The following is a 12137-nucleotide window of genomic DNA, read 5'->3' on the forward strand; positions in this document are numbered from 1 at the left end:
GCCTGAAAAGGAGGGGAGGGAGAGGGGGGGGGGTAAGAAAAAACCCCACCCCACACCCCCACCCGCAACGAAGCCGCCCACGCACAGGAGCGCGCCCCCCCCCCCGCCGTCGTTCCCGGCCGCCGGGGCGGCCGCTACCAGCCGCGCTCGCGCCACTCCTGGAGGTGCGGGCGCTCGGCGCCGAGGGTGGTGTCGTTGCCGTGGCCGGGGTAGACCCAGGCTTCGTCCGGCAGGACGTCGAAGATCTTCTCGTTGACGTCCCGGAAGAGGCTCTCGAAGGCCGCCTCGTCGCCCCAGGTGTTCCCCACGCCGCCCGGGAAGAGGCAGTCGCCGGTGAAGACGTGCTGGTGGCCCTGGGGGTCGTCGTAGACCAGCACGATCGCGCCAGGCGTGTGGCCGACCAGGTGCCGGACGGTGAGCTCCACCTGGCCGACCCGCACGGTGTCGCCGTCCGCCAGCAGCAGCTCGGTGGGGACGTCGATGCCCTCGGCGTCGTGCCGGCCGGCCGCGGTGCGGGCGCCGGTGGCCGCGACCACCTCGGCGAGCGCGCCCCAGTGGTCGTGGTGGCGGTGCGTGGTGACCACGGTGGCCAGGTCCTCGCCGACCGTCTCCAGCAGCACCGGCGCATCGGCGGCGGCGTCGATCAGCAGCTGCTCGTCGGTGGCCCGGCAGCGCAGCAGGTAGGCGTTGTTGTCGTACGGCCCGACGGCCACCTTGGTGATGATCAGATGGGCCAGCTCGCGCACGTCCGGCGGTCCGCCGACCTTGACCGCTCCGTGGTACGTCATCCGTCCGCTCCTCGAATCATGGATGGATTGCCCTGACAGCATCGTCCCGCCGTCAGGCCAGCGGGGGAAGCGGGGGCAGCGCGGCGCGGCCGTCGGTGAGCTGGACGCCGCCCCGGTGGACCTGGAGGCCGTCGCCGTCGGAACGGCCGGAGAGCCAGGCGGTGAGCGCCCGGACGGGGCCCTCGGCGGTGAGCTCCGCGGTGCCCCCGGTGCCGATCCGGGCCCGGTCCTCGGTGTCGTCGGCGATCAGCTCGATCGCGGGCAGGCCCTCGGCGCCGGCCAGCCTGTCCGCCAGGCGGCGGAACTCGGCCACCGCGAAGGCCTCGGGCCAGTGCGCGGGGGTGTAGCCGGCGTCCAGGTCGACGTGGTGGTACTCGACCTCCATCAGCCGCTTCCAGGGGAGGTCGTAGGCGGGGAAGGTGTAGCCGGTGCGGTGCCGCAGCTCGGCGGACCAGGCCTCGTCGGGCAGCAGTGCGGCGGCCGCGGTGAACCGCTCGTCCGAGGCGCGCAGGTCGTCCAGTTGGACGTCCAGCGGGCGCGGCGAGCCGGCCTCGATGTCCTGGTCGCGGGCCTCGTTGCTGGCGTACTGGGGGATGTCGGTGCCGGTGCGGGCGCCGTTCAGCAGGTTCACCAGGGAGTCGGCGTTGCGGGCGATGTGGGCCAGCACGTGGCCCCTGGTCCAGCCGGGCAGCGCGGAGGGCTCGGTGACGGCCTCCGGCTTCAGCCCGGAGACGGTGTGCAGCAGGTGCCCGGTGCTCTGAACGACCAGGCGCAGCCGCTCGTGGGCGAGCGCGGCGGCAGCGGCGACGGTCTGGGGGGTGGTCATCGGGTGCAGCCTCCGGTTGACGGTCCGGCGAGCGTGCCCGGGCAGGCCCTCGCTCGTTGACGAGGGTGACGCTATCTCCGATGTCACGGCTGAGCAGGGCTTTTCCCGAACTGCCGGGGTCCACGCCCCGTGAGCGCTTCACTCGTTCGGGTGGACCCGGCTGGACGAGCTCGATATTCGAACGCGTGAGCTAGTAGGCTGGCTGCCGCATCCTGGAAGAAGTACGCATCACTTTCACCAGCCATCTCGCCCGGAGAAAGGCGCCAGAAGCAGTGGCCGACCGCCTCATCGTCCGCGGTGCTCGCGAGCACAACCTCAAGAACGTCTCGCTCGACCTGCCCCGCGACTCCCTCATCGTCTTCACGGGCCTCTCCGGGTCCGGCAAGTCCTCGCTGGCCTTCGACACGATCTTCGCCGAGGGGCAGCGCCGGTACGTCGAGTCGCTGTCCTCCTACGCCCGCCAGTTCCTCGGGCAGATGGACAAGCCCGACGTCGACTTCATCGAGGGCCTCTCCCCGGCCGTCTCGATCGACCAGAAGTCCACCAACCGCAACCCGCGCTCGACCGTCGGCACCATCACCGAGGTCTACGACTACCTGCGCCTGCTGTTCGCCCGGATCGGCAAGCCGCACTGCCCGCACTGCGCCCGCCCGATCGCCAAGCAGTCGCCGCAGGCCATCGTGGACAAGGTGCTGGAGCTCACCGAGGGCACCCGCTTCCAGGTGCTCAGCCCGGTGGTGCGCGAGCGCAAGGGCGAGTTCGTCGACCTCTTCGCCGACCTCCAGTCCAAGGGCTACGCCCGCGCCCGGGTGGACGGCGAGACGATCCAGCTCGCCGAGCCGCCCAAGCTCAAGAAGCAGGAGAAGCACACCGTCGAGGTGGTGATCGACCGCCTCACCGTCAAGGAGAGCGCCAAGCGCCGCCTGACCGACTCGGTGGAGACGGCCCTGCGGCTGAGCGGCGGCATGGTCGTGCTCGACTTCGTCGACCTCCCGGAGGGGGATCCGGAGCGCGAGCGGATGTACTCCGAGCACCTCTACTGCCCGTACGACGACGTGTCGTTCGAGGAGCTGGAGCCGCGCTCGTTCTCCTTCAACTCGCCGTTCGGCGCTTGCCCGGACTGCTCGGGCCTGGGCAACCGGATGGAGGTGGACCCGGAGCTGGTCGTCCCCGACGACGAGAAGTCGCTGGACGAGGGCGCCATCCACCCGTGGTCCGGCGGCCACACCAAGGAGTACTTCCAGCGGCTGATCGACGCCCTCGCCGGCGAGCTGGGCTTCCGCACCGACATCCCCTGGGCCGGGCTGCCGGCCCGCGCCAAGAAGGCGCTGCTGTACGGGCACAAGCACCAGGTCGAGGTGCGCTACCGCAACCGCTACGGGCGGGACCGCTCGTACACCACGGGCTTCGAGGGCGCCGTCCCGTTCATCCAGCGCCGGCACACCGAGGCGGAGAGCGACTCCAGTCGCGAGCGCTTCGAGGGCTACATGCGCGAGGTGCCCTGCCCGACGTGCGAGGGCACCCGGCTCAAGCCGGTGGTGCTCGCCGTCACCGTCGAGGGCCGCTCGATCGCGGACGTCTCGGCGATGTCGATCAGCGACTGCTCGGACTTCCTCGGCGCGATGAAGCTCAACGCGCGGGACAAGCAGATCGCCGAGCGCGTCCTCAAGGAGGTCAACGAGCGGCTGCGCTTCCTGGTCGACGTCGGTCTGGACTACCTCTCACTCAACCGCGCGGCCGGCACCCTCTCCGGCGGCGAGGCCCAGCGGATCCGGCTCGCCACCCAGATCGGCTCCGGCCTGGTCGGCGTGCTCTACGTGCTGGACGAGCCCTCCATCGGTCTGCACCAGCGCGACAACCACCGCCTGATCGAAACGCTCGTCCGGCTGCGGGACATCGGCAACACCCTGATCGTCGTCGAGCACGACGAGGACACCATCAAGATGGCCGACTGGGTGGTCGACATCGGCCCCGGCGCCGGCGAGCACGGCGGCAAGGTGGTGCACTCCGGTTCGCTGAAGCAGCTGCTCGGCAACAAGGAGTCGCTGACCGGCCAGTACCTCTCCGGCAAGAGGTCCATCCCGATCCCGGCCGCCCGCCGCGACCGGGACAAGAAGCGCCAGCTGACCGTCCACGGCGCCCGCGAGCACAACCTCAAGGACGTCACGGTCGGCTTCCCGCTCGGCACCTTCACCGCGATCACCGGCGTCTCCGGCTCCGGCAAGTCGACGCTGGTCAACGACATCCTCTACACCCACCTCGCCCGGGAGCTGAACGGCGCCCGCAGCGTGCCGGGCCGGCACACCCGGATCACCGGCACCGACCTGGTGGACAAGGTGGTGCACGTCGACCAGTCGCCGATCGGCCGCACCCCGCGCTCCAACCCGGCCACCTACACCGGCGTGTTCGACCACGTCCGGCGGCTCTTCGCGGAGACGCAGGAGGCCAAGGTCCGCGGCTACCTGCCCGGCCGGTTCTCGTTCAACGTCAAGGGCGGCCGCTGCGAGAACTGCTCCGGTGACGGCACCATCAAGATCGAGATGAACTTCCTGCCCGACGTCTACGTGCCGTGCGAGGTCTGCCACGGCGCCCGATACAACCGGGAGACGCTGGAGGTCCACTACAAGGGCAAGTCCATCGCCGAGGTGCTGGACATGCCGATCGAGGAGGCGCTGCACTTCTTCGAGGCCGTCCCGGCGATCGCCCGCCACCTGAGGACGCTCAACGACGTCGGCCTCGGCTACGTCCGGCTCGGCCAGTCCGCGCCGACGCTCTCCGGCGGCGAGGCCCAGCGCGTCAAGCTCGCCTCCGAGCTGCAGAAGCGCTCCACCGGGCGGACGGTCTACGTGCTGGACGAGCCCACCACCGGTCTGCACTTCGAGGACATCAGCAAGCTGATCAAGGTGCTCTCCGGTCTGGTGGAGAAGGGCAACACGGTGATCGTCATCGAGCACAACCTCGATGTGATCAAGACCGCCGACTGGATCGTCGACATGGGCCCCGAGGGCGGCTCCGGCGGCGGCATGGTGGTCGCCGAGGGCACCCCGGAGCAGATCGCCGCCGTCCCGGAGAGCCACACCGGCAAGTTCCTGCGGGACATCCTCCCGGGCGAGTTCAACGACGCCCCGGTCGCGGTCAAGGCCCCGCGCAAGCGGGCCGCCGCGAAGAAGTAGCCCCGCGGGCAGCACCGAGCGTCACCCCTCATCGGCCGCCCCCACCCCCGGGGGCGGCCGATGAGGGCCGCATAGAATCCCGCTGACGCAGGACCGCCCAACTCACCAGGAGCAGCCACCGATGTCCGAGGCCCCCGAGAACCCCGCCGCCTCCCGTCGCACCGTGCTCTGCGGTGCCGCCGCCGTGCTCGCCGCCGGCGGCACGGTCGCCCTGTCCGGCTGCGCCTCTGCCGGCTCCTCGGCGCCGAAGTCCTCTGCCCCGGCGACGCCCAAGGAGCCGGTGGTCGTCGGCCCGGCGTCGGACGTGCCGGTGGGCGGCGGGAAGGTGTACCGGGAGAAGAAGATCGTCGTCACCCAGCCGACCGAGGGGACGTACGAGGCGTTCAGCGCGGTCTGCACCCACGCCGGCTGCGTGGTCGACAAGGTCGAGGACCAGCTGATCAAGTGCCCTTGCCACGGCAGCAACTTCAACATGTCCACCGGCGCGCGCGTCGAGGGCCCGGCGACCAAGCCGCTGCCCGAGTACCAGGTCGCGGTCGAGGGCGGCAACCTCAAGGTGACCCCGAGCTGAAGCAGTTGATCTCCGCCCAGTTGATCTCCCCTCCGCACGCCCGGCCCGACTCGGTACGGTGGACCCATGGCTGACCCGTCCACCTACCGCCCGGCGCCGGGCGCGATCCCGACCTCGCCGGGTGTCTACAAGTTCCGCGACGCCCACGGCCGGGTCATCTACGTCGGCAAGGCCAAGAGCCTGCGCCCCCGGCTGTCGTCCTACTTCCAGGACCTCGCCGGGCTGCACCCGCGGACCGCGACGATGGTCACCACCGCGGCCTCCGTGGAGTGGACGGTGGTCGCCACCGAGGTCGAGGCGCTCCAGCTGGAGTACTCCTGGATCAAGGAGTTCGACCCCCGCTTCAACGTCAAGTACCGCGACGACAAGAGCTATCCGGAGCTGGCGGTCACCCTCGACGAGGAGTACCCGCGGGTCCAGGTGATGCGCGGGGCGCACAAGAAGGGCGTGCGCTACTTCGGCCCGTACGGGCACGCCTGGGCGATCCGCGAGACGGTCGACCTGCTGCTGCGCGTCTTCCCCGTCCGCACCTGCTCCAACGGGGTCTTCAAGCGCGCCCGCCAGGTCGGCCGGCCCTGCCTGCTCGGCTACATCGGCAAGTGCGCCGCGCCCTGCGTCGGCAAGGTCTCGGCCGACGAACACCGGGCGCTCGCCGAGGACTTCTGCGACTTCATGGCCGGGCGCACCGGCAACTACCTGCGCCGGCTGGAAGAGCAGATGCAGGAGGCCGCCGCGGAGATGGAGTACGAGAAGGCGGCCCGGCTGCGCGACGACATCGGGGCGCTCAAGCGCGCGATGGAGAAGAACGCCATCGTGCTCGCCGACGCCACCGACGCCGACCTGCTCGCCCTCGCCGAGGACGAGCTGGAGGCCGCCGTCCAGATCTTCCACGTCCGAGGCGGCCGGGTCCGCGGCCAGCGCGGCTGGGTCACCGACAAGGTCGAGGACGTGGACACCGCGGGCCTGGTCGAGCACGCCCTCCAGCAGCTCTACGGCAGTGCCGGGGCGGACGAGCGGAGTGAGTCCGTCCCGCGCGAGGTGCTGGTCCCCGCGCTGCCCGAGCCGGTCGGTCCGGTGAAGGAGTGGCTGAGCGGTCTGCGGGGCTCCCAGGTCGATCTGCGCATCCCGCAACGCGGTGACAAGAAGGACCTGATGGCCACCGTGCAGCGCAACGCCCAGCAGGCGCTGGCGCTGCACAAGACCAAGCGCGCCTCCGACCTCACCACCCGCAGCCGCGCCCTCCAGGAGATCGCCGACGCGCTGGAGCTGGACTCCGTCCCGCTGCGCATCGAGTGCTTCGACATCTCGCACCTCCAGGGCGAGGACGTGGTCGCCTCGATGGTGGTCTTCGAGGACGGCCTGGCCCGCAAGAGCGAGTACCGCCGCTTCCAGATCAAGGGATTCGAGGGCCAGGACGACGTCCGCTCGATGCACGAGGTGATCAGCCGCCGGTTCCGCCGCTACCTCCAGGAGCGCGAGGAGACGGGGGAGTGGGCCGTCCCCGAGGCCGACGACCCGGGCGCCGCGCCCGCCGACGGGGACGCCTCCGGGACCCCCGCCGGGCCGGTCGACCCGGAGACGGGCCGCCCCCGCCGCTTCGCCTACCCGCCGCAGCTCCTGGTCGTCGACGGCGGCCAGCCGCAGGTCGCCGCCGCCAGGCGCGCCCTGGACGAGCTGGGCATCGACGACGTCGCCCTCTGCGGCCTGGCCAAGCGCCTGGAGGAGGTCTGGCTGCCCGGCGAGGAGGACCCGGTGGTCCTGCCGCGCAGCAGTGAGGGCCTCTACCTGCTCCAGCGGGTCCGCGACGAGGCGCACCGCTTCGCCATCACCTACCAGCGCAGCAAGCGTTCCAAGCGACTCACCGCCGGGGAGCTGGACTCCGTCCCCGGCCTCGGCGAGACTCGCCGCCAGGCGCTGCTCAAGCACTTCGGCTCGCTGAAGAAGCTCCGCGCGGCCACCGTCGACGAGCTCTGCGCCGTCCCCGGCATCGGACGCCGGACGGCGGAGACTGTTGCGGCAGCGTTGTCGTCCCGTACACCTGCTGCACCGGCTGTGAACACCGCCACCGGCGAGATCATCGATGACAGCGCCGACGCGGCCGGCCCAGCGGCCGCCGCAGCGCCCCAGACCGCACCGTCCCAGGAGACGCCATGACGGCCGACGCCGCCCGTCAGCCGGCGCGCCCCGCGCTCACTCGCCCGAGTGAGTCGGGGAAGCGTGCCCGCGCGACGCGCGTTCTCCTCAGCAGAACCATTGAGAGCGGGGAACCGAAGTGACGATGTCCGACCATGGGGGTACCACCCGGCCGGAGGCTGGGGGAGAGAACGCCCCGGAGCTGGTGATCATCTCCGGCATGTCCGGAGCAGGCCGTTCCACCGCGGCCAAGTGCCTGGAGGACCTCGGCTGGTTCGTGGTGGACAACCTGCCGCCGGCCCTCATCCCGACCATGGTCGACCTCGGCGCCCGCTCCCAGGGCAATGTGGCGCGGATCGGTGCCGTGGTGGACGTCCGCGGCCGCCAGTTCTTCGACGACCTGCTCACCTCGCTGGACGAGCTGGAGAAGCGCGGCGTGCGGCTGCGCGTCGTCTTCCTGGACTCCTCCGACGACGCCCTGGTCCGCCGCTTCGAGAGCGTGCGCCGCCCGCACCCGCTCCAGGCCGACGGCCGGATCGTCGACGGCATCGCCCAGGAGCGCGACCTGCTGCGCGAGCTGCGCGGCGAGGCCGACCTGGTGATCGACACCTCCAACCTCAACGTGCACCAGCTGCGCGCCAAGCTCGACGCCCAGTTCGCCGACCACGACGAGCCCGAGCTGCGCGCCACCGTGATGTCCTTCGGCTTCAAGTACGGCCTGCCGGTCGACGCCGACCTCGTGGTGGACTGTCGCTTCCTGCCCAACCCGCACTGGGTCCCCGAGTTGCGCGCCCGCACCGGCACCGACGCCGACGTCGCCGACTACGTGTTCCAGCAGCCCGGGGCCAACGAGTTCCTCAACGGCTACGCCGAGCTGCTGCGCATCGTGACCGAGGGGTACCGCCGCGAGGGGAAGCGCTACATGACGCTTGCCGTAGGCTGCACCGGTGGCAAGCACCGCAGCGTCGCGATGTCCGAGCGCCTGACGAAGCGTCTCATCGCGGACGGCGTGGAAACCGTGCTCGTCCACCGTGACATGGGACGGGAGTAGCCGCCGCGCCCCTGCCGGGCCGCCGGCGGAGGGCCGGCGGCGGGCAAGAGGAACGCGAGGTAGGTGTGACGGGATACGTGCCCGGGCGGCAGCTCCAGAACAAGACCGCCGACCGGACGGGGGTCCCGGCACGCGCCGCGACCCCCGGGAGGTCCCGGACCGGGCAGGCCCGGACCAACCCGGCCCGCCCCGGCCCCGCCCGCACCAGTCAGGCCCCCCGGTCCAATCAGGCGCCCAGGATCACCGCCCTCGGCGGCGGCCAGGGGCTCTCGGCCTCGCTCTCCGCCCTGCGCCGGCTCACCAGCGACCTCACCGCCGTGGTCACGGTGGCCGACGACGGCGGCTCCAGCGGCCGGCTGCGCGAGGAGCTCGGGGTGCTGCCCCCGGGGGACCTCCGCAAGGCGCTGGCCGCGCTCTGCGGCGACGACGACTGGGGCCGCACCTGGTCCGAGGTGATCCAGCAGCGCTTCACCGGCACCGGGGAGCTGGGCGGCCACGCTGTCGGCAACCTGCTGATCGTCGCGCTCTGGGAGAAGCTCGGGGACCCTGTGGCCGCCCTGGACTGGGTGGGCCGGCTGCTGAACGTCCAGGGCCGGGTGCTGCCGATGTCGGCGGTGCCGCTGGACATCGAGGCGATAGTCCGCGGCCACGACCCGGCCCACCCCGGCGCGGTCTCCGCCGTCCGTGGCCAGGCCAGCGTGGCCGTGACGCCGGGCACCGTGGAGTCGGTCCGGCTGCTGCCGGACGAGCCGCCGGCCGTCCCGGAGGCCGTCACCGCCGTCCGCGAGGCGGACTGGGTGGTGCTCGGCCCCGGCTCCTGGTTCACCAGCGTGCTGCCTCACCTGCTGGTGCCCGAGCTGGCCAAGGCGCTCACCGAGACCCGCGCGCGCCGTCTGCTCACGCTGAACCTCGCCCCGCAGCCCGGCGAGACGGAGGGCTTCACCCCGCAGCGTCACCTGGAGGTCATCGCCGACCACGCACCCACCCTTGCGGTGGATGCGATCCTGGTGGACGAGCGCGCCGTCACCGGCGGCGCCTTCGGCCAGGCGGACCTGGCCGGCCTGGAGAAGGCCGCCGAGCGGATGGGCGCAGCCCTGGTGCTCGGGCGGGTCGCCCGTACCGACGGCACGCCGCGACACGACCCGGAGCTCTTGGCAGCCGCGTACGACCGGATTTTCCGGACACATGGAAGGATCGGGCCATGGCGATGACTCCAGCGGTGAAGGACGAAATCAGCCGGCTCCCGGTCACCCGGGCCTGCTGCCGCAAGGCGGAGGTTTCGGCGATCCTGCGATTCGCGGGCGGGCTGCACATCGTGAGCGGCCGCATCGTGATCGAGGCGGAGCTGGACACCGGCGCGGCGGCGCGCCGTCTGCGCAAGGACCTGCTGGAGATCTTCGGACACTCCTCGGACCTGGTCGTGATGGCGCCCGGCGGCCTGCGCCGCGGCAGCCGCTACGTGGTCCGGGTCGTCAAGGACGGCGAGCTTCTGGCCCGCCAGACCGGTCTCGTGGACGGCCGGGGTCGGCCGATCCGGGGCCTGCCCCCGGCCGTCGTCTCCGGCGCCACCTGCGACGCCGAGGCGGCCTGGCGCGGGGCGTTCCTGGCGCACGGTTCGCTGACCGAGCCCGGCCGGTCCTCCTCTCTGGAGATCACCTGCCCCGGCTCCGAGGCCGCCCTCGCCCTGGTCGGCGCCGCCCGCCGGCTCGGCATCCCGGCCAAGGCCCGCGAGGTGCGCGGCGTGGACCGGGTGGTGATCCGCGACGGCGACGCCATCGGCGCGCTGCTGACCCGGCTCGGCGCCCACGAGTCGGTGCTGGCCTGGGAGGAGCGCCGGATGCGGCGTGAGGTGCGGGCCACCGCCAACCGCCTGGCCAACTTCGACGACGCCAACCTGCGCCGCTCGGCCCGCGCCGCGGTGGCGGCCGGCGCCCGGGTGCAGCGCGCGCTGGAGATCCTCGGCGACGAGGTGCCCGAGCACCTGGCCGCCGCCGGGCAGCTGCGGATGCAGCACAAGCAGGCCTCGCTGGAGGAGCTGGGCGCGCTGGCCGAGCCGCCGTTGACCAAGGACGCGGTGGCCGGCCGGATCCGCCGCCTGCTGGCGATGGCCGACAAGCGCGCCTCGGAGCTCGGTCTGCCGAGCACCGAGGCCAATCTGACCGACGAGATGGCGCTCAACTAGCGATCACGGTCCGTGAGTACGAGCGGCCGGTGTCCGGATTCCGGACACCGGCCGCTCTGTGTCCGGACGCCTGGGGACAGGGGTTGACAGCACGCTCCGAAGGCCTGGACCAACTCCCCACGAAGGCAAGGGGAGAAGGCCTGTTCGTGGCCTCTTGACACGCCACGCCAAGGCGTCCGACCCGGCGTGATGTGCCCTCTCAGGCCTCGGAGGGGTAGGGTCATAGGCGGTCGGGGACATCCCAAATTCCACCCCGTCGGCATAGTTCCGGCGTACCTAACGAGGAGATCGGTTCGTGACGATCCGGGTAGGCATCAACGGATTCGGCCGCATCGGCCGCAACTTCTTCCGTGCGGTTAAGGCCCAAGGCGCGGACATCGAGATCGTCGGTGTCAATGACCTGACCGACACCAAGACCCTGGCGCACCTTCTCAAGTACGACTCCATCCTGGGCACTTTCCCGGGCGAGGTCTCGCACACCGAGAACAGCATCACCGTCGACGGCAAGACCTTCAAGGTCATCGCCGAGCGTGACCCGGCCAACCTGCCCTGGGGCGAGCTGGGTGTGGACATCGTCATCGAGTCCACCGGCATCTTCACCAAGGCCGAGGCGGCCAAGAAGCACGTCACCGCCGGCGCCAAGAAGGTCATCATCTCGGCGCCCGCCACCGACGAGGACGTCACCATCGTGATGGGCGTCAACGACGACAAGTACGACGCCGCCAAGCACACCGTCATCTCCAACGCCTCCTGCACCACCAACTGCGTGGCGCCGCTGGCCAAGGTGCTGAACGAGAACTTCGGCATCGTCAAGGGTCTGATGACCACGGTGCACGCGTACACCAACGACCAGGTCACGCTGGACTTCCCGCACAAGGACCTGCGTCGCGCCCGCGCCGCCGCCCTCAACATCATCCCGACGTCCACCGGTGCCGCCAAGGCCACCGCGCTGGTGCTGCCGGAGCTCAAGGGCAAGCTGGACGGCACCTCGCTGCGCGTCCCGGTCCCGACCGGCTCGATCACCGACCTGGTCGTCACCCTGGAGCGCGACGTCACCGTCGAGGAGGTCAACGCGGCCTTCCAGAAGGCCTCCGAGGGCTCGCTCAAGGGCATCCTGCAGTACACCGAGGACCCGATCGTCTCCTCCGACATCGTGAACTCGCCGTTCTCCACGATCTTCGACTCGCTGATGACCATGGTCCAGGGCAACCAGGTCAAGGTCTTCGGCTGGTACGACAACGAGTGGGGCTACTCGAACCGCCTCGTCAACCTGACCACCCTCGTCGGTGAGCAGCTCTGACGCAGCGGGAGCTGACGTGAAGTAAGGGGGAGGGCCCGGAAGGCTTCGACGCCATCCGGGCCCTCGTCTGCGCACCCTCAACTCCCCTTTGACGGCCCGCCGTTGTGCCGTCC

General features: G+C 71.2%; 9 protein-coding genes. 7 read left to right on the plus strand and 2 right to left on the minus strand.

What is annotated here, in order from left to right; genetic code table 11:
* Positions 1–134: 134 nt before the first annotated feature.
* A complete protein-coding gene (locus ACZ6NC_RS13705) occupies positions 135–788 on the minus strand; it encodes an MBL fold metallo-hydrolase (RefSeq protein WP_465732189.1) in 654 nt (217 codons plus the stop codon).
* Positions 789–840: 52 nt separating this feature from the next.
* Positions 841–1614: a maleylpyruvate isomerase family mycothiol-dependent enzyme gene (locus ACZ6NC_RS13710; RefSeq protein WP_465732191.1), complete on the minus strand. Its 774-nt coding sequence runs from the start codon at positions 1612–1614 to the stop codon at positions 841–843.
* A 272-nt stretch (positions 1615–1886) separates the two neighbouring features.
* On the opposite strand from ACZ6NC_RS13710, the gene uvrA reads away from it, so the two are divergent.
* From uvrA to gap, 7 genes are all read left to right on the plus strand, one after another.
* Positions 1887–4787 (plus strand): excinuclease ABC subunit UvrA, encoded by a 2901-nt coding sequence (gene uvrA, locus ACZ6NC_RS13715; RefSeq protein WP_465732193.1) that lies wholly within the window; start codon positions 1887–1889, stop codon positions 4785–4787.
* A 121-nt stretch (positions 4788–4908) separates the two neighbouring features.
* Positions 4909–5358: a Rieske (2Fe-2S) protein gene (locus ACZ6NC_RS13720; protein WP_465732195.1), complete on the plus strand. Its 450-nt coding sequence runs from the start codon at positions 4909–4911 to the stop codon at positions 5356–5358.
* Between the two features lie 66 nt (positions 5359–5424).
* On the plus strand, positions 5425–7512 hold the full coding sequence (gene uvrC / locus ACZ6NC_RS13725; protein ID WP_465732197.1) for an excinuclease ABC subunit UvrC: 2088 nt from the start codon (positions 5425–5427) through the stop codon (positions 7510–7512).
* Between the two features lie 124 nt (positions 7513–7636).
* The gene (gene rapZ, locus ACZ6NC_RS13730) at positions 7637–8542 is read left to right on the plus strand and encodes an RNase adapter RapZ (protein WP_465732199.1); all 906 of its coding nucleotides are present in this window, start codon (positions 7637–7639) and stop codon (positions 8540–8542) included.
* A 239-nt stretch (positions 8543–8781) separates the two neighbouring features.
* The gene (locus ACZ6NC_RS13735; protein WP_465732493.1) at positions 8782–9753 is read left to right on the plus strand and encodes a gluconeogenesis factor YvcK family protein; all 972 of its coding nucleotides are present in this window, start codon (positions 8782–8784) and stop codon (positions 9751–9753) included.
* Positions 9744–10724 carry a DNA-binding protein WhiA gene (gene whiA / locus ACZ6NC_RS13740; RefSeq protein ID WP_465732201.1) on the plus strand — a complete coding sequence of 327 codons (981 nt, stop codon included), beginning with the start codon at positions 9744–9746 and terminating at the stop codon, positions 10722–10724. Before ACZ6NC_RS13735 ends, whiA begins: the two co-directional genes overlap by 10 nt.
* A 295-nt stretch (positions 10725–11019) precedes the next feature.
* Complete coding sequence (gap, locus tag ACZ6NC_RS13745) at positions 11020–12024, plus strand: type I glyceraldehyde-3-phosphate dehydrogenase (RefSeq protein WP_465732203.1); 1005 nt, start codon at positions 11020–11022, stop codon at positions 12022–12024.
* The last annotated feature ends 113 nt before the right edge of the window (positions 12025–12137 follow it).

The organism is Kitasatospora sp. NPDC041988, assembly GCF_055588525.1.

Coding starts and splice junctions, on each gene's coding strand:
- ACZ6NC_RS13705 (WP_465732189.1), bottom strand. CDS start 788: ATGACGTACCACGGAGCGGTCAAGGTCGGCGGACCGCCGGACGTGCGC.
- ACZ6NC_RS13710 (WP_465732191.1), bottom strand. CDS start 1,614: ATGACCACCCCCCAGACCGTCGCCGCTGCCGCCGCGCTCGCCCACGAG.
- ACZ6NC_RS13720 (WP_465732195.1), top strand. CDS start 4,909: ATGTCCGAGGCCCCCGAGAACCCCGCCGCCTCCCGTCGCACCGTGCTC.
- uvrC (WP_465732197.1), top strand. CDS start 5,425: ATGGCTGACCCGTCCACCTACCGCCCGGCGCCGGGCGCGATCCCGACC.
- rapZ (WP_465732199.1), top strand. CDS start 7,637: ATGTCCGACCATGGGGGTACCACCCGGCCGGAGGCTGGGGGAGAGAAC.
- whiA (WP_465732201.1), top strand. CDS start 9,744: ATGGCGATGACTCCAGCGGTGAAGGACGAAATCAGCCGGCTCCCGGTC.